This window comes from Kosakonia pseudosacchari (assembly GCF_900184035.1).
GTDB classification, from domain to species: Bacteria; Pseudomonadota; Gammaproteobacteria; order Enterobacterales; family Enterobacteriaceae; genus Kosakonia; species Kosakonia pseudosacchari.
The window spans coordinates 194,252-210,744 of record NZ_FXWP01000013.1 but is presented as its reverse complement, the minus strand read 5'-3'; the positions used below and the strand labels follow the sequence as shown (position 1 = coordinate 210,744).

The 16,493-nt window shown below is 57.1% G+C and carries 15 protein-coding genes; 6 read left to right on the top strand and 9 right to left on the bottom strand.

All coding sequences use genetic code 11. The annotated features are described in order from the left end of the window. Positions 1–35 precede the first annotated feature (35 nt). A complete protein-coding gene (locus tag BN2591_RS10955; RefSeq protein WP_425268952.1) occupies positions 36–2,132 on the bottom strand; it encodes a TonB-dependent receptor in 2,097 nt (698 codons plus the stop codon). A 286-nt stretch (positions 2,133–2,418) separates the two neighbouring features. Here BN2591_RS10955 and BN2591_RS10950 point away from each other — a divergent pair, with 286 nt between their 5' ends. From BN2591_RS10950 to BN2591_RS10940, 3 genes are read left to right on the top strand one after another with little or no spacing between them, the layout of a single operon-like run. Further along, on the top strand, positions 2,419–2,838 hold the full coding sequence (locus tag BN2591_RS10950; protein WP_086871426.1) for a DUF2231 domain-containing protein: 420 nt from the start codon (positions 2,419–2,421) through the stop codon (positions 2,836–2,838). Between the two features lie 10 nt (positions 2,839–2,848). Continuing rightward, positions 2,849–4,147 carry a PQQ-dependent sugar dehydrogenase gene (locus tag BN2591_RS10945; protein ID WP_086871423.1) on the top strand — a complete coding sequence of 433 codons (1,299 nt, stop codon included), beginning with the start codon at positions 2,849–2,851 and terminating at the stop codon, positions 4,145–4,147. A 59-nt stretch (positions 4,148–4,206) separates the two neighbouring features. Further along, a complete protein-coding gene (locus tag BN2591_RS10940; protein WP_086871421.1) occupies positions 4,207–4,686 on the top strand; it encodes a tetratricopeptide repeat protein in 480 nt (159 codons plus the stop codon). A gap of 91 nt (positions 4,687–4,777) precedes the next feature. Here the strand turns inward: BN2591_RS10940 and BN2591_RS10935 are convergent, their stop codons facing one another. The 3 genes from BN2591_RS10935 to BN2591_RS10925 are packed head-to-tail and all read right to left on the bottom strand — an operon-like array spanning position 4,778 to position 7,748. Beyond that, entirely contained in the window at positions 4,778–5,566 is a 789-nt protein-coding gene (locus BN2591_RS10935; RefSeq protein WP_086871419.1) for an ABC transporter ATP-binding protein, read from the bottom strand. Continuing rightward, positions 5,563–6,591 carry a FecCD family ABC transporter permease gene (locus BN2591_RS10930; RefSeq protein WP_162494950.1) on the bottom strand — a complete coding sequence of 343 codons (1,029 nt, stop codon included), beginning with the start codon at positions 6,589–6,591 and terminating at the stop codon, positions 5,563–5,565. The genes BN2591_RS10935 and BN2591_RS10930 overlap by 4 nt, the downstream gene beginning before the upstream one ends. 38 nt (positions 6,592–6,629) lie before the next feature. Further along, on the bottom strand, positions 6,630–7,748 hold the full coding sequence (locus tag BN2591_RS10925; protein ID WP_086871414.1) for an ABC transporter substrate-binding protein: 1,119 nt from the start codon (positions 7,746–7,748) through the stop codon (positions 6,630–6,632). Positions 7,749–7,965: 217 nt separating this feature from the next. Here BN2591_RS10925 and BN2591_RS10920 point away from each other — a divergent pair, with 217 nt between their 5' ends. Then, complete coding sequence (locus tag BN2591_RS10920; RefSeq protein ID WP_086871411.1) at positions 7,966–8,391, top strand: hypothetical protein; 426 nt, start codon at positions 7,966–7,968, stop codon at positions 8,389–8,391. 90 nt (positions 8,392–8,481) lie between these two features. After that, complete coding sequence (locus BN2591_RS10915; RefSeq protein WP_086871409.1) at positions 8,482–9,051, top strand: hypothetical protein; 570 nt, start codon at positions 8,482–8,484, stop codon at positions 9,049–9,051. 94 nt (positions 9,052–9,145) lie between these two features. Here the strand turns inward: BN2591_RS10915 and mtnA are convergent, their stop codons facing one another. Beyond that, the gene (gene mtnA / locus BN2591_RS10910) at positions 9,146–10,168 is read right to left on the bottom strand and encodes an S-methyl-5-thioribose-1-phosphate isomerase (protein WP_086871407.1); all 1,023 of its coding nucleotides are present in this window, start codon (positions 10,166–10,168) and stop codon (positions 9,146–9,148) included. 101 nt (positions 10,169–10,269) lie between these two features. On the opposite strand from mtnA, the gene mtnK reads away from it, so the two are divergent. Then, positions 10,270–11,469 (top strand): S-methyl-5-thioribose kinase, encoded by a 1,200-nt coding sequence (gene mtnK / locus BN2591_RS10905; protein ID WP_086871405.1) that lies wholly within the window; start codon positions 10,270–10,272, stop codon positions 11,467–11,469. 36 nt (positions 11,470–11,505) lie between these two features. Here the strand turns inward: mtnK and BN2591_RS10900 are convergent, their stop codons facing one another. From BN2591_RS10900 to BN2591_RS10885, 4 genes are read right to left on the bottom strand one after another with little or no spacing between them, the layout of a single operon-like run. Beyond that, positions 11,506–12,750 carry an LVIVD repeat-containing protein gene (locus tag BN2591_RS10900; RefSeq protein ID WP_086871403.1) on the bottom strand — a complete coding sequence of 415 codons (1,245 nt, stop codon included), beginning with the start codon at positions 12,748–12,750 and terminating at the stop codon, positions 11,506–11,508. Between the two features lie 9 nt (positions 12,751–12,759). Beyond that, on the bottom strand, positions 12,760–13,824 hold the full coding sequence (locus BN2591_RS10895; RefSeq protein ID WP_086871401.1) for a sugar ABC transporter substrate-binding protein: 1,065 nt from the start codon (positions 13,822–13,824) through the stop codon (positions 12,760–12,762). 18 nt (positions 13,825–13,842) lie between these two features. Then, positions 13,843–14,838, bottom strand: a complete 996-nt coding sequence (locus tag BN2591_RS10890) for an ABC transporter permease (RefSeq protein ID WP_086871399.1) — start codon at positions 14,836–14,838, stop codon at positions 13,843–13,845. After that, positions 14,835–16,337, bottom strand: a complete 1,503-nt coding sequence (locus tag BN2591_RS10885; RefSeq protein ID WP_086871397.1) for a sugar ABC transporter ATP-binding protein — start codon at positions 16,335–16,337, stop codon at positions 14,835–14,837. The genes BN2591_RS10890 and BN2591_RS10885 overlap by 4 nt, the downstream gene beginning before the upstream one ends. Positions 16,338–16,493 lie beyond the last annotated feature (156 nt).

Below are 16,493 nucleotides of genomic sequence, written 5' to 3'. Positions count from 1 at the left end.
CACTCAAACCGCCCCGCTAAACGGGGCGGCAACACTCAGAAATCGAGACTGTAGCCCAGCGTCGCGGTGCGTCCCCGTCCGGCGAAATAGCGATCCGGATCGACAGACGCGCTTTGCGAATAGTAGGTGATGTACTGCTTATTCAGCAGGTTAGACACCCCAAGGCTCACCTGCCCGTACGGCAGCTTGTAGCCAACCGCCGCGTCCACCAGCGCATAGCCGGAAAAGTCCTTTTCCGCGTCGTCGAATGTCTTACTGAGCGCCCAGTTGGCCTGCAGGAAGGTGCTCAGTTGCGCATTCCAGTTTGCCGACCAGTTGGCGATGATGCGATCCGGGGCGATGTTTAAGCCATCGAGTTTCGCATCCAGGCTACCGTTGTCATCGCTGTCATAACGCCCGCGCATGTGTGACCACGACAAGGTTAATTTGTGATCGGCATTAGGGCTGTAACCGGCGCTTACTTCCACACCGTCAATCTCGGTCTTTTCGCGACGGGCGACAAAGGCGTCGTTGACCAGCTCAACGCGGCTACCGAGCTTCGATGTGGACTGGTAGTAACTGGCTTCGAAATCAAACGGCGCCTGTTGTACGCGGAAACCAACTTCGCTGTTTTTGGTGACGATCGGTTTTAGCCCGTTGTAGTTATCCAGTTTGACGCCCGGCGTGTCGATGCCGCGCAGCACGCGTCCGACGTCCGGCACGGCAAACCCTTCGCTGTAGCTGGCGAACAGGCTTAACGGTTCGATCGGCGTCCAGACCACACCGGCGTTATACAGCGTCTGGTCAAACGATGGCGTGCCGCCTTCCACTGTCACGCGGTCATTGGCCCACACGGTTTGATAACTGTCGATATTCAGCCGGGCGTATTCATAGCGCACGCCGCCGCTTAATTTCACCGATTCAACCGGCGTGTATTCGAGTTGCAGGAACGGTGACAGATCGGTGTAGTTAATTTCCGGTACGTAGGTGCGCCCGGTGGCCCATAAATCCTGTTTCGAGTTATCAAACAGGGTATCGAAACCCACCGTCGCTTTAATGCGGTCATCCCAGAGATCGTCTTTGGTGAGCGCGATTTTGCTGCCGTACTTATCGGTATATGCACGGCTCTGATCGTACAACGTGCCGATGGGGGCAATGGCGGGATCCTGGAATGACGAGGAATTGGTCGCGCCGAACAGCGCCTCATAACGCTGATAATAGGCCAGCGCCGTCAGCTTCATGCCTGCCAGATTGTAATTATCGTAGGTAGCACCCACCGTCCAGACATCGTTGTGCGGCGCGCTGCCCGGCGGATTGCCTTTCTTCGATGTGGTTAATACGCCGTCATCACGATCGCCTCGCACGCTGACATAGTTATCTTTGTTTTTCAGGCGGTAACGGTTAAGGCTCAGTTGTACGCGCTGATCGTTATCCAGCCAGTAACCCACTTTCGCCAGCAGATCCCAGGCGCGGGAATCCATCAAATCGCCCTGCGTGTTATCCACGCCGATGGCGTGATTATCGGCGTCTTTGAACAGCCCCTGATCTTCGTAGCTCAGCGCGAACAGGTAATCGATGTACTCTTCGCTGCCATTGATGCTGTAGTTGGTTTTATAGGAAAGCGTATCGCGGTCAAATTCCGCGGTGGGCGTGGTGGTTTCCACGCTGACGTGCTGGTTGACGGTGCCCGGTTTCGCACGTTTGGTGATGATGTTAATTACCCCACCCGTCGCGCCGACGCCGTTGCTGGCGTTCGCCCCTTTGATCACTTCAATGCGCTCGATCATTGAGGCATCAATGGTATGCATTTCGCGACCAGTCGGGCGCAGCGGGTTTGATTGCGGGATCCCGTCAATCATTACCAAAGGCGTGCGCCCGCGCAGCGTTTCGCCACTGCCGGACATTTTCTGTCGTGACGGCGAAAACGACGGCAGCAGGTTGCTGAGGATCTGCGAGGTATCGGAGGTGATTTGCCGCTGCTGGGCAATCTCTTTTTCGCTGATGACTTTAATGACCTGTGGCGAATCATTACGCGAACCGTCAGTTCGGGTGGCGGTCACAATCAGTTCATCATCGTTATTTTTCGCATCCTGCGCATAAAGCGGCGAGGCGAAAAGCAGAGCCATCGCGCCGTACAAAGGGGAAATTCTCATCTAACCAACCCTCAATTTTTATTATTCCCTACGTTTTGCAGGGATCATTCCGTAACAAAATCAAATGACAACAATAAGAAACATTTTGATACCGATTATCATTATCGATAAAAGAATGTAAAGTGAATATTTTCCAGGCGAAATTGTGGCCCGCAGGATTAGCGCGACGTGAATGGAATAAACGCAACACATAAGCAAAATTAATTAAATTTTGTCTAAGCGGTCTACCCTTTAACAAGCAGATCCTGTGGCTTACCCCGATTGTTTCCACAAAAAGGAAAGACCAATGCAAACACTCTCCGGGCCATCGCGCGCGACGCTTGCGCTTTACGAACTCTTTAACCCGCTGCCCACCGGCTTTTTTGTCGCGGCGTGGATTTTCGATATTCTCTACATTAAAACCTTTCAAATCATGTGGACCGATGCGGCAAGCTGGCTTATCGCCATTGGTCTGTTGATTGCCATCATTCCGCGCCTAATCAGCCTTGTGCAGGTTTGGGTAACGCAGCGCCATAGCGTTACGAAGGCGGAGAAACTCCATTTCTGGCTCTGGCTGGTGGCTATCGTGCTGGCGATTTTTAACGCTTTTGTGCATAGCCGGGATGCTTACGCGGTGGTGCCGTCTGGTGTGTTCCTCTCAACGGCGGTGGTGATTTTGCTGCTGATTGCTCATGTTCAACTCGCCCTGCGCACACGTCTCCAGTAAGGAAAAAACCATGAATATGCGTAATCGCTTACTGACTGTTGCCGCCCTCGCCGCCCTGCTCACCGCCTGCGATCAGGGGGCTAACATTGATCCGATGAAGCAAGTTGGTCCTGAGCCTGAGCTCCCCAAAGCGCAGAATTTTCTTTTACCGCCCATGCTGGTGCCGGAAGGCGTGGCGTGGAAAGCGGGCGAAACGCCAACCGTCCCGCCGGGGTTAAAGATTGAAAAAGTAGCGGAGGGCTTGCTGCATCCGCGCCAGCTATACGTTTTGCCGAATAACGACATTCTCGTTGCCGAGGCCAACGCGCCAGCCAAACCGACTACGCGCCCGAAACAGCTGATTATGGGTCTGGTGCAAAAAGCCTCCGGCAAAGGCGGGCCTGGCGGCAACCGCATCACCTTACTGCGTAACGTGGGAGGGACATGGCAGAAACACACGTTTATTGAAAACCTGCACTCGCCGTTTGGTATGCAGTTGATTGGCGATACGCTGTGGGTCGCCAATGCCGATAGTCTGGTGAAATTCCCCTATCAACAGGGGGAAACCAGCGTCAGTGCGCCGGGTGAAACCGTTACCGAACTGCCCGGCGGGCCAATTAACCATCACTGGACCAAATCCCTGCTCGCCAGCCCCGACGGCAGCAAACTTTACGTGGGCGTGGGTTCCAACAGCAACATCACCGAAAACGGCATTGGCGCGGAATATCGCCGCGCGGCGGTGCTGGAAGTGGATGCCGCCACTGGCGCAAGCCGTATTTACGCCAGCGGGCTGCGTAATCCAACCGGCCTGCAATGGGAGCCAGAAAGCGGCGCGTTATGGGCGATCGTCAACGAACGCGACGAAATTGGCTCCGATCTGGTGCCGGACTATATGACCTCGGTAAAAGAGAAAGGGTTCTACGGCTGGCCTTACAGCTACTTTGGCCAGCACGTGGACGAACGCGTTAAACCGCCGCGCCCCGACTTAGTTGCCGGGGCCATCAAGCCGGATTACGCGCTTAGCTCACACGTCGCCCCGCTGGGGCTGCTGTTCTATACCGGCGATAACATGCCGCAGTATCGCGGTGGCGCGTTTATCAGCGAGCACGGAAGCTGGAACCGTAAGCCGCTTAATGGCTACCAGGTGGTGTGGGTGAAATTTGAGAATGGCAAACCGGTTGGCCAACCGCAGCCGGTAGTGACCGGTTTTCTTACTGATGACCAGAAACAGGTGCGCGGGCTGCCGGTCGGGCTGGCGATGGATAAACAAGGCGGCCTGCTGGTTGCCGACGATGCCGGTAACGCTATCTGGCGGATCAGCGCGCGCTAATCTTGTGGCTGCCTGTTGCCTGCTTTATAACGTTCAAACCCCCTTAACGGATGAAAACGATGGATAGCAGATTGCAGGCAGCGATTGCGCTGCGCAAACAGGGTCAGCACGATAAATGCCGTCAGGCGCTGCATGCCCTGGCAGAAGAGCCCGCGCTACGCGCGCAGGCGTTGCTCAATATCGCCTGGTCATATGATAACGAAGGCAAAGAGCGCGACGCCGAGCCTCACTATCTGGCGGCGCTTGAGGCCGGATTAAGCGGCGAAGATAAGTTCGAAGCGCAGTTTGGTCTGGCGTCAACGTGGCGCTGCCTGGGGAAATATGCGCAAGCGAAAACCCTGTTTGAGGAGATCATGACAAGCTGGCCGCAAGCCACCGAAGTGCGGCCTTTTTATGCCCTGTGTTTGCACAATCTTGGCGAACACGACAGCGCCATTGCCGTGCTGCTGGAGTCGATTATTCAGCATCCCGACGCCCGCACCGAACCCTATAAAGCGGTGCTGCATCACTACGCACAGCACCCGCATCAACGCTGGTGACGCTTTAGCGGTGCCGTTTGCCGCAGCCCGCCGACAGCCGACAGTCGTTGCCGATGCCGATGCCGATGCCGATGCCGATGCCGCGTTCAGGCTAGCTTGCCTGGTGGGTTAAGCCGTCAATAATCACCTGCTTCATCCCTTGCGAGCAGGGTTCCACGCGCCCGCGCACACCGTACACCTGCGCCAGGCTTTCCGGCGTTATCACCTCGCCCGGCACGCCGTTTGCCACCAGTTCGCCTTTTTTCAGGATCAGCACGTGGTCGCCGTGGCGCAGCGCGATATTGATATCGTGCACCACCACAACCGTGACGATATTGCGGCTACGCGTTTCCCGCTTTACCAGATCCATTACGTGGAACTGGTAGTTGAGATCCAGCGCGCTGAGTGGCTCATCGAGCAGCAGCAGCGAAGGCTGGCGGATCAGCGATTGTGCCAGCCCGACTAACTGTTTCTGCCCGCCGGAGAGCTGGTCGAGATAGTGCAGCGCCAGATGCTCAATACCGAGCTGGCGCAAGAGCGACATCACTTCGCCCTGCTTTGCCGCACTGTGTAAACCGCCGGAAGCACGCTGCGCCACAATAATCGACTCCAGCACATGCAGATGAACACCCGCCGGCAGCGATTGCGGCAGGTAAACTACCTGCTCCGCACGTCGGGCAAACGGCTGGCTGAGCAGCTCTTCGCCATCCAGCAGCAATTCCCCTTCCGCCTTGTTCAGCCCGGCCATTGCCCGCAGCAGCGTCGATTTGCCGCTGCCGTTTGGCCCAAGCAGAATTGTCACTTTGCCGCGCGGCAAATTAGCAATATTGAGATCGCGAATAATCTGTCGCTTGTAATATCCCGCGCCAAACCCGCGCAGGCTCAGGCCGCTCTGGCTCATACACTCCCCCGATGGCGCACAATAATAGTGATAAAGAACGGCACGCCGACCAGCGAGGTGACAATGCCCACCGGAATAATCACGCCATCGATCAGATTCTTGGAAACAATAGAGGCCAGCGATAACACCAGCGCGCCAGTCAACGCGCTACCGGGCAGATAAAAACGGTGATCCTCGCCGAACACCATGCGGGCAATATGCGGGGCAACCAGACCGATAAAACCGATCGGGCCGACAAACGCCACCGACAGCGCCGACAAAATGCTGATGCGCAGCAGTGTCGCCAGCCGCAGGCGACGCACATTAATGCCAAAACTTATCGCCCGGTCTTCGCCGAGGCGCAGCGACGTCAGCTTCCACGAGCTGAGCATCGACAGCGGCAAGATCACCGAAAGCGCCAGCAGCAAAATGCCCAGTTTTTCCCACGACGCGCGCGCAATGCTGCCCATGGTCCAGAACACCAGCCCCTGCAGCGTGTCTTCGTTAGCGATAAATTGCAGCATCGACACCAGCGCGTTGAAGGTAAACACCAGCGCGATACCAAACAGCACCACGCCCGATGTCGCCACCTGCGTCCAGCGGGTGATACCGTCCAGCAACAGCGCCGCCAGCAGCGCGAAGAGAAACGCGTTCGCCGAGATAAACCACTGCGCCGGAACGCCGGGAATACCGATACCAAGCACAATCGCCAGCGCCGCGCCAAACGCCGCCGCCGACGACACGCCGAGCGTAAACGGGCTCGCCAGCGGGTTGTTGAGGATGGTCTGCATCTCCGCACCCGCCAGCCCCAACGTCAGCCCAACAATGATTGCCATCAGCGCGTAGGGCATGCGGATATCCCAGACAATCACCCGCGTACCGGCATCGGCACTCGCCGGGTCAACCAGCGTTTGCCACAGCGTATCCAGCGGCAGACCGGAGGGGCCAAGGGTGAAATCCAGCAGCATCGAGGCAACAATGAACACCACCAGCAGCGCCAGCAAACTGACGCGGCGGCGAAGGATCACGCGGTAGTTGAGCATCAGGCTGTCCTGCCTCTGCTCGCGGGTTTCCAGAGTGGTACTCATTTGTCCTGCTGCCAGCTATACACGAAGTTGTTATCCGGCAGTTTGGTGAAGTTTTTGATGATGTGATGGTAGGTCGCATCCGGGTTCAAATCCGCAAACGCCTGCGGGTAGATATCTTTCGCCAGATATTCCATGCCGACAATGTTGTACGGATGGTTATAGAAGTGATGGTAAACGCCATACACATGTTTGGCGCTGACCGCCGGGATCTGCGCGATGCCAGTGCGCTGCAGCAGCACCTGCGCCTGGTTGTTCACCTCACTCTGTGACACATTCAAACCGAGCGGCAGCACCTGGCTGTTGCCCCGTTTTGAGCCGGTCATGATATAGACATCCGGGTTGACGCTGATGATTTTCTCCAACGAGATAAACCCGGTTGCGCCCGGCAGCAGTTCCGAGCCAAGGTTCTTCGCACCGACGGCTTCAACCAGCCCGCCCCAACCGCTGTGGCCATGCGTAAAGCAGCAGCTCTCCGCGTTACCGGCCAGCGCTTCGACGAAGACTTTCGGTTTCGGATTGATGGCCGCTGTTTTCTGCTCAATCGCTGCCAGTTGCTGGCGATAATACGCAGTGTACGCCGCCGCGTTGCTTTCGCGGTTAATCACTTTGCCCAGCAGATCGATACTCGGTGCGGTGTCTTTTACCGGGTTCACTTCGTAATCAACAAACACCACCGGAATGTGCAGCGCGGTCAGTTTGGCCAGCACGCCGCTATCGGTCAGCGCCGGTTTCGCGCGCAGTTGCGCAATCATCAGATCCGGCTGTTTTGCCAGCACGCTTTCCAGGTCAACATTGCCTTTATCGCTAAAGCCCATGTCCATAATGCGGGTCGCTTCCGGCCACCGGGTTTTCAGCATTTCCCAGGTGGCAATGTCCTGTTTTTTCGCCAGGTTGTTCCATGCCACCAGCCGTTTAAACGGATTATCGCGATCGAGCAGCGCCATCGTCATGATGTCGCGCCCGTCCTGCAAAATAATGCGTTGCGGTTCGTGTTCAATGGTCACGTTGCGGCCATCGAAATCGGTTACGGTGAGCGGATATTGCGTGGCCTGTGCCAGCATGGGAACAGCGAGAAAAGCGGAGAGCGCGAGCGTAAAGATCGATTTCCCTTGCATAAAAAAACAACCCTGCCGATAGTCAGATATGAATGATTTTGATAATTATTATCATGTCAAAGTAAACGAAGCCTATACAACATCAAAAAACAGGCTGGCCGCAACCCCGCGTTAACATCCTGATTCGTTTTCTCTTTTGCTGACATCGTTTCTTACGGATTTTCACCAGCGCGATGGATTACCTTCGTGCTTTGCCAAAAACCTGCGGAAACCGCCGATGAAATACTCCCTGCTTCTCTTGCTGGTAACCTTTATCTCCAGTGTGAGGGCTGATGAGGCCGTCAAACTTCACTGCCCGACACGCGGCAATCTGACGGTCTCTTTTTTCGACTACAACCTGATTACCATGAAATGGAGCGACCATTTTCAGGTCGCGGCGGGAAAAGAGCGCAGCAAAACTAAAGCGGGCGTGCCGTTCTGGAGCACCACCTTTGGCAACGGCGACAACTTAGCCTTTTTCCCGGATTCCGGTCAGTACTTTCTGTTTTATGCTGGAGCGCAAGCGCCGGAGCAGTGCAGCGAAGTGGGCAGTTTTGTCTACCCGGTGATCACGCCGCCGCGCTATGACAAAAACGCCGCAACGCCACAAAGCCAGGCCAGCACCATCGATAACGATGTGATTTTGCTGCACCCGGCGACATAAACGCCCCCTACCCAATTCTGTAGCCTCCCCTTGTGGCACGCCGCAAGGCGTGTATGCTTCCCCGGCGCTAACGCTTACCGGGAGGCCATCATGCAAAAGGTTATTGTGCTGTTTTTTATCGTGCTGCTGGGTGGCTGCGCGACGACGTCCCCGATGCCGGAATGGGACACCATCACCGCGCTGGAAGTGCGCCAGGATCGCATCACCGCCTATTCAAATAAGTACGCCTACAACTTCATCCGGAATGATCCACATGCTGATGCCTACGCCCGGTACGCGGAGTTTTATCAGGAGTTTGCCAGCCATGTTCCTGGCGTTGCCGTGAATTTTGTGGTGAAAGACGAAAAGGTGACGGCGGAGTACAAAGCGCTCGTTGATGTCAGCGGGCTGAGTGCCGCGCAGATTGAACGCCTGCGTTACCACTACGGCGCGAATATTATTGAACCGAATAAAAAGCTGGCGGTGACCTTCAAAGCGCAGGGGGATGTGGTCTATATTCTGCAACACCCACCCGGCCCCGATACCCGCACGCTGGAAAAACCGGTGACCGTGACAATTAACGACACCACCGAACAGAACGTCTCGTGGGTGGCCCCGTTACTGATCCCGGCGTTTCCGTTGATGATGATTTACGGCTGCGCCACCGGGCCGTGCGTGTGATTTAGGTGGTTGTTCAATAAGGCACCGCCGCTATCCGGTAAGCAGACGGCGGTGTTGACGCCGGATAACGGTTATCCGGCCTTTTACGTTGCGCTTAGTGTGGCTGGAATATTCCGTTTACCACATTGGCAGGCGTCACCACGCCGCTGTCGAGTACCCAGCCGCTAATCAGCGCCGCCGGCGTGACATCAAACGCCGGGTTGTAAACCCGCGCGTTTTCCGGCGCCCAGCTCACCGCGCCAAAACTCCCGGCCACGCCGGTCACTTCCGCGGCAGCACGCTGCTCGATGGGAATGGCATCGCCGTTCGGGCAATGTGGATCGAGCGTCGTTTGCGGCGCCGCCACATAAAACGGCACGTTGTGGAATTTCGCCAGCACCGCCAGCGAATAGGTGCCGATTTTGTTCGCCACATCGCCATTGGCAGCAATGCGATCCGCCCCCACCCACACCGCATCCACCTGCCCTTTTGCCATCAGGCTGGCGGCCATCGAATCGGTAATTAACTGATACGGCACGCCCAGTTCGCCCAGTTCCCAGGCGGTTAAACGCCCGCCCTGCAGCAAAGGTCGGGTTTCATCCACCCACACATTCGCCACATTGCCCTGCTGATGGGCGAGCGCAATCACCCCCAGCGCGGTACCGACACCCGCCGTCGCCAGCCCGCCGGTGTTGCAGTGGGTCAGCAAGCGGCTGCCCGGCGTCACCAGTGCGCTACCGGCATTGGCGATGTTGTCGCAAAGCGCTTTATCTTCCTCAATAAGCCGCAGCGCTTCGGCGCTTAACGCCGCCACAAAGTGCTCCTGCGCGAGCGCCTGTTTCATGCGATCGAGGTTATTCATCAGGTTCACCGCCGTCGGGCGCGACGCGCGCAGCGTTGCCAGCGCCTGCGCCAGTTGATCGCGATTTGCGCCCTGCTCTGCCAGCAGCGCCAGCAATAGGCTCGCAGAAAGGCCAATCAACGGCGCACCACGCACGCGCAGGGCATGAATATGGCCGACAAGTTCTTCTACCGTACTGGCCGGTAGCCACTGTTTCTGCTGCGGTAAGGCCTGTTGGTCGAGAATAAATAATTGATTGTCGGCGACTCGCAGACTGGTGGTCTGTAATGGCTGCATTGCGTTAAATCCCTGTTGCGTTGTTGTAGCGTATTGTGTCAGGATGAATTCCGGATGTATAGACGTCTAAATGGCTTTATTAGCAAAAGAGGATCGAGGCAATGTCGCAATACCGTACCTTCTCCGCCCGCGATGCCGTGGCGTATGCACAACAATTTGGCGGCCTGGACAACCCGTCCGAACTGGTGGACGCGCAGGAGGTGGGCGACGGTAACCTCAATCTGGTGTTCAAAATTTTCGACACCCAGGGCGTGAGCCGCATTATCGTCAAACAGGCGCTGCCCTATGTGCGCTGCGTGGGTGAGTCCTGGCCGTTAACGCTCGACCGCGCCCGGCTGGAAGCGCAAACGCTGGTCGAGCATTACCAGCACAGCCCACAGCACACGGTGAAAATCCACCATTTCGACCCGCAACTGGCGGTGATGGTGATGGAAGATCTCTCCGATCATAAAATCTGGCGCGGCGAACTCATTAACAATGTGTTTTACCCGCACGCCGCCGCGCAACTGGGCGAATACCTGGCGCAGGTGCTGTTTCACACCAGCGATTTTTACCTGCATCCGCATGACAAAAAAGCGCAGGTCGCGCAGTTCATCAACCCGGAAATGTGCGAAATCACTGAAGATCTGTTCTTCAACGACCCTTACCAGATTCATGAGCGCAACAACTACCCGGCCGAGCTGGAAGCCGATGTCGCCGCCCTGCGCGATGACACGCAGCTGAAACTGGCGGTGGCGGCACTCAAACACCGCTTCTTCTCCCACGCCGAAGCGCTGTTGCACGGCGATATTCACAGCGGCTCAATTTTTGTCGCCGAGGGTCGCCTGAAAGCCATTGACGCCGAGTTTGGTTACTTCGGCCCGATCGGCTTTGATATCGGCACCGCCATCGGCAACCTGCTGCTCAACTACTGCGGTTTACCGGGGCATCTTGGCATTCGCGATGCGGCCAGCGCGCGCGAGCAGCGTCTGAGCGATATTCAAACCCTGTGGACCACTTTCGCCGAACGCTTTCAGGCGCTGGCGAGTGAGAAAACCCGTGACGCCGCGTTAGCACAACCGGGCTACGCCAGCGCTTTCCTGAAAAAAGTGTGGTGCGACGCGATTGGTTTTTGCGGTACCGAGTTGATTCGCCGCAGCGTCGGGCTTTCGCACGTCGCCGATATCGACACCATCAAAGACGAAGCGATGCGCCACGCCTGCCTGCGTCACGCCATTACGCTCGGCAAAGCGCTGATTCTCATCGCCGGGCGCATTGAGAACGTTGACGAGCTGATTGCCCGCGTGCGTCAGTACAGCTAATCCCCTTCTCTCCCCTTTGCGGGGGAGAGAATATGGCTAACCCAGATACTCAATGACCGACAGCCCGCCGTTGTAATCGGTGCTGTAGATAATGCCGTTCGCATCCACAAACACATCGCAGGACTGAATAACGCGCGGGCGTCCAGGCCGCGTATCCATCATCTTTTGCGGCGCGGCAGGCACCAGCGCGCCGGTTTCCACAGGGCGATACGGGTTAGAAATATCGTAAGCGCGTACGCCCGCGTTCTGGTAAGTGGCGAAAATCAGCGTCGAGCTGATAAAGCTGCCCGGGCGGTTTTCGTGCAGGTTGTGCGGGCCGAAATGCGCCCCTTTCGCCACATAATCGCTTTCGTCCGGCTGCGGAAAGGTGGCGATGCTTACCGGGTTTGCGGGCTCACGAATATCAAACAGCCAGATCAGCTTCTCGCCATCTTCCTGATGGTCGAGCACCGCTTCATCCAGCACCACCAGTAAATCCCTGTCCGGCAGTGGCAGCGCGGTGTGCGTACCGCCGCCAAACGGCGGGCTCCAGTTGCGGTGGCTAATCAGTTTCGGCTGCGTGCGGTCTTTCACATCCAGCAGCGTTAACCCGCCATCACGCCAGCTACCGTAAGCGGTATCCCCGGCGATAATCGCGTGATGTAACGCATAACGTTTGCCTTCCGGCCAGTCTGGCGTTTCCCCTGCGGCCTGGTTCATCCCCGGTAGCCACCAGCGCCCGGCGACCTGCGGTTTGCGCGGATCGGCCAGATCGATGGTCAGGAAGATGTAGTCGGTAAAACCGTCGATCAATGCCGAGACATACGCCCAGCGCCCGCCCACATACCAGATGCGGTGAATGCCGATGCCGTTAAGCGACAGGAAGCTGATTTCGCGCGGTTTATCGGGCGTGGAGATATCAAAAATGCGCAGCCCGGCGCTCCAGCCTTTATCCTGCACATCGCTGACTGTCTCGCCGACCGAACGGGTGTAATAGACCTTTTCATCGGCAAAGCGCGCATCAGCGAACAGATCGCGGGCGTTGATCACCAAAAGCAGATCGTCATGGGCTTGCAGATGCACATTCCAGGTGCCCGGCGGCGCCGGTACGTAACCGGCGGCTTTCGGGTTTTTCGGGTCGCGCACATCCACAATCGAAAACCCCTGCGACACCATATGGCCGATATAGGCAAAGCCACGGTGTACCATCAGTTGCACGCCGTCCGGGCGTCCGCCCTGGTCGCTGTGACCAATCAGCCGCATATTGCGGCTGTATTCGGGGCGCGGTAATTCACTCGCCATGTCCGTTCCTTACTTGTTTTTCGCTTCCAGCGTGGCGAACCACGGCGCGATAAAATCTTCCGTCTGGCCCCAGCCCGGAATGATTTTGCCAAGCGACGCCACATTCACCGCCCCCGGCTGGCTTGCCAGCAGCGCTTGCGGAATGGCCGCGGCTTTAAAATCATACGTCGCTGGCGTCTGTTCACCGGCAATTTTGTTGGCAATCAGACGCACGTTGGTCGCGCCAATCAGTTTCGGATCGACGGCTACGCTCACTTTCCACGGGCTGCCCGACTCGCGCATCAGTTGCAGATCCTGGTTCGAAACATCGATGCTGTAGAGTTTGATCTCGGTGCGACCGTTCTCTTTCAGCGCTTTATACGCGCCCTGGCTGAACGCATCCCAGGTGCCCCAAATGGCATCAATTTGCCCTTTCGGGTATTTCGCCAGCACCGCGCCCACTTTATTCGCCGTGTCGCCCTGCACATCGGAAGAGACCGCGCCAATCGACTCCAGCTCCTTAATGCCTGGGTTGGCTTTCAGCAACTCGGCGTAGGCGGCCTGGCGGCGCTCCATCGGCGGGAAACCGGCGACCCACAGCTTGATAATGTTGGCTTTGCCGTTGAAATCTTTCACCAGCTCGCCAAAAGAGAGTTTGGTCAGCGAGGCGTCGTCCTGCTGGGTGACTGTCACGCCAGGAATGTCGCCGTTTACGGCGGTATCAAACACCGCCACTTTGATCCCGGCGGCGACCGCTTTTTTAATCAGATCGGTGGAGTACGGATCGCGCCCCTGCGACAGAATTATGCCGTCATACTTCTGGCTGATCGCCTGGTTGACGAAGTCCTGGAATTTGGCGTCATCGCCGTTGCTTAAAAAGGTGCTGATTTTAAAGCCCAGTTTTTTGCCTTCCTGCAACGCGCCTGCGACAAACTGGGTGGTGTTATCGTCCGAACCGAGGTTGCGGATAAGCGCAATACGTATCGGGCCGTGATGATTAGCAATGGCGTCCGGCACCGGCGCAGGTGTGGTAGCGTGACCCGGCAGCGCGCTCAGTAAGCCCAGCGCCAGCAGTGAGAGTGCAATTTTTTTCATCTGTTTTCCCCTGAAGAATTAACGACGCTGGAAGTAAGTCAACGCAAGAGCACCGGCCAGCACCAGCCCCTTAATAATGTCCATCGCGTAATAGGGCACCGACAGCATCACCAGCCCGTTTTGCAGCACGCCGAGGATCACCGCCCCCACCAGCGTGCCAAGCGCATTCGGTTTGCCGGAACCGGCGAGTGAAAAACCGATCCACGCCGCCGCCACCGCATCCATCAAATAACCGCCACCGGCGTTGACCTGCGAAGAGCCAATGCGTGACGCCAGCAGAATGCCGCCCAGCCCGGCGAGCAGCGAAGCAATCACATACGCCGCCACTTTGTAGCGCGTGGTGCGAATGCCGGAAAGACGTGCCGCTTCCGGGTTGCCGCCAATCGCATACATGCGGCGACCGTGGGTGGTCAGCGACAAGCCCAACTGGGCGACAACCGTCACCACCAGCATAATGATGACGATAGTCGGCACCTGACCGAGCAGGCCAAACGCCGCCGGAATGGTGCCTTCCGCCATCTCCCCGCTCGGCAGCACCATGTTTTCGGTAATCGAGCCGCCATAGCTGTAGGTCATCGCCACGCCCTGAATCACAAACAGGCTGCCGAGCGTCGCCAGCATGTCCGGAATGCGCAGTACCACAATCAAAAAGGCGTTGAACAAGCCCACCAGCGTACAGAGCGCCAGCGTGATAATGATCGCTTCGGTGGTACCCACGCCGTGCCAGACAAACAGCGAAATCACCAGCGCGTTCGCCAGCGAAGCGGTCGAACCGACCGACAGATCAAACCCGCCGATGGTCAGTGAGATGGAGACGCCAATCGCGATTACCGTGACAATGGCGATCGAGCGCAAAATGTTGATGATGTTGAACGGATCGAGGAAGTTGTCCGACGCCACGCCAAAGATGGCGACAAGCGCGACCACGGTAAGCAACATGCCCCATTTATAAAGAAAATCAAAAAACTGCTGGCGGGGCGTCGCCGCCGCATTGACTGAAAGGGCCTTACTCACGGCGCCGTTCCTCCGGTGGAATAATAAAGAAGCGTCTCTTCGCGGGCATCCTCGCCCTGCACTTCCGCAACAATGCGCCCATCCCACAGCACACAAATCCGATCACACAACCCCACCAGTTCGGCGAATTCGCCCGAGGCGTAAATCACCCCTTTGCCTTCGCGCGCCAGCCCGTCAATCAACTGGAACAGGTCGGTTTTCGCTTTCACGTCCACGCCTTTGGTTGGTTCATCAAAAATCACCACATTGGCGTTACCGCGTAGCCATTTGCCAATCGCCACTTTCTGCTGATTGCCGCCGGAAAGGCGGCGCAGCGTCTGCCCTGGCCCGCTGGTGCGCACGCCAACGCGGGCAATCACTTCCTGCGCCCAGCGCCAGGCCTGGCGATGCGCAAAAAATCCCCAGCGCGAGAAACTGTTATCCGCGCTGATCGACAAATTCATGCTCACCGGCTCATCAATAAAAATGCCCTCTTTGCGCCGCTCCTCCGGCACCAGCGCCAGCCCGCGCATCACGGAATCGGCCGGATCGCGCGGGCGCCACGGCTGGCTGTTTAGCTCGCCACGATTAATACGGCTTTTGCTTGCGCCGAACAGGGCTTTGCATAGCTCGGTTTTTCCGGCTCCCGCCAGCCCGGCAATGCCCAGAATCTCCCCTTTGCGCAGGCGTAACGAGATATCTTTCAGCAGCCCTTCGTCATGCAAACCGTCAATGCTTAACAGCACCTCTTCGCTGTGCGGCGGGCGCGCAGGTGGGTAGATATCGCTCAGTTCATGGCCGAGCATCTTCTCGACAATCTCTTCACCGCTCAGCTCGCGCATTGGGCCAGATTCAATTAATTTGCCGTCGCGCAGCACCGTTAAGGTGTCGCAGATGGCTTTCAGCTCATGGATGCGATGCGAGATAAACACCACGCCAATGCCCTGCTGTTGCAGGCGCTTAACCACGGTGAACAAGCGCTCACTTTCGTGCTGGTCGAGCGGCGCGGTGGGTTCATCAAGAATTAAAAAACGGCAGTGGTGCGACAGCGCGCGCGCCAGCAAAATCTGCTGTTTCTCTGCCAGCGTGCAGCTATCAATCGGGCGTTTCACATCAAGCGTGACGTCAAGTTGCGCCAGCGCCTCACGCGCCCGGTTACGAACATCACCCCAGTGAAAGCGGTGCCCGGCATCCGCCAGCTTATCGAGCATGATATTTTCGGCGATGCTTAAACCTGGGATCAGCGCTACATCGACTTCCTGCTGCACCAGATGGATGCCGAACTGTTTGGCATCGCGCGGGGTGCGAATCGACACCGCCTGGTTGTTGATGGCGATTTCGCCTTCGTAATGGTCGTATGTGCCGCACAGCACCGCCATCAGCGTCGATTTCCCCGCGCCGTTCGCGCCGGTTAAGGCATGCACCGAACCGCCGCGCAGGGTGAAATCCACATGCGACAGCGCCTTAAAGCCGCCAAAGGCCAGGCTAATGCCGCGCATTTCGAGGTGGTTACTGCTCATACGCACGCTGTTCCTGCAATTAATAGATTGATTTAACGAATTTTTCACAGCCTCGCTTGACTGGCAACGACAGAAAATGCATAAGATAAAGCGAAATATTATTAGCCATCCGGATGTCCAGACATAACATCGGGTTAGCGATCACGCACAAGGACA

Bases quoted from the DNA above. Each gene is read 5' to 3' on its own strand.
- BN2591_RS10955 (WP_425268952.1), bottom strand. From the start codon at position 2,132: ATGAGAATTTCCCCTTTGTACGGCGCGATGGCTCTGCTTTTCGCCTCG.
- BN2591_RS10950 (WP_086871426.1), top strand. From the start codon at position 2,419: ATGCAAACACTCTCCGGGCCATCGCGCGCGACGCTTGCGCTTTACGAA.
- BN2591_RS10945 (WP_086871423.1), top strand. From the start codon at position 2,849: ATGAATATGCGTAATCGCTTACTGACTGTTGCCGCCCTCGCCGCCCTG.
- BN2591_RS10940 (WP_086871421.1), top strand. From the start codon at position 4,207: ATGGATAGCAGATTGCAGGCAGCGATTGCGCTGCGCAAACAGGGTCAG.
- BN2591_RS10935 (WP_086871419.1), bottom strand. From the start codon at position 5,566: ATGAGCCAGAGCGGCCTGAGCCTGCGCGGGTTTGGCGCGGGATATTAC.
- BN2591_RS10925 (WP_086871414.1), bottom strand. From the start codon at position 7,748: ATGCAAGGGAAATCGATCTTTACGCTCGCGCTCTCCGCTTTTCTCGCT.
- BN2591_RS10920 (WP_086871411.1), top strand. From the start codon at position 7,966: ATGAAATACTCCCTGCTTCTCTTGCTGGTAACCTTTATCTCCAGTGTG.
- BN2591_RS10915 (WP_086871409.1), top strand. From the start codon at position 8,482: ATGCAAAAGGTTATTGTGCTGTTTTTTATCGTGCTGCTGGGTGGCTGC.
- mtnA (WP_086871407.1), bottom strand. From the start codon at position 10,168: ATGCAGCCATTACAGACCACCAGTCTGCGAGTCGCCGACAATCAATTA.
- mtnK (WP_086871405.1), top strand. From the start codon at position 10,270: ATGTCGCAATACCGTACCTTCTCCGCCCGCGATGCCGTGGCGTATGCA.
- BN2591_RS10900 (WP_086871403.1), bottom strand. From the start codon at position 12,750: ATGGCGAGTGAATTACCGCGCCCCGAATACAGCCGCAATATGCGGCTG.
- BN2591_RS10895 (WP_086871401.1), bottom strand. From the start codon at position 13,824: ATGAAAAAAATTGCACTCTCACTGCTGGCGCTGGGCTTACTGAGCGCG.
- BN2591_RS10885 (WP_086871397.1), bottom strand. From the start codon at position 16,337: ATGAGCAGTAACCACCTCGAAATGCGCGGCATTAGCCTGGCCTTTGGC.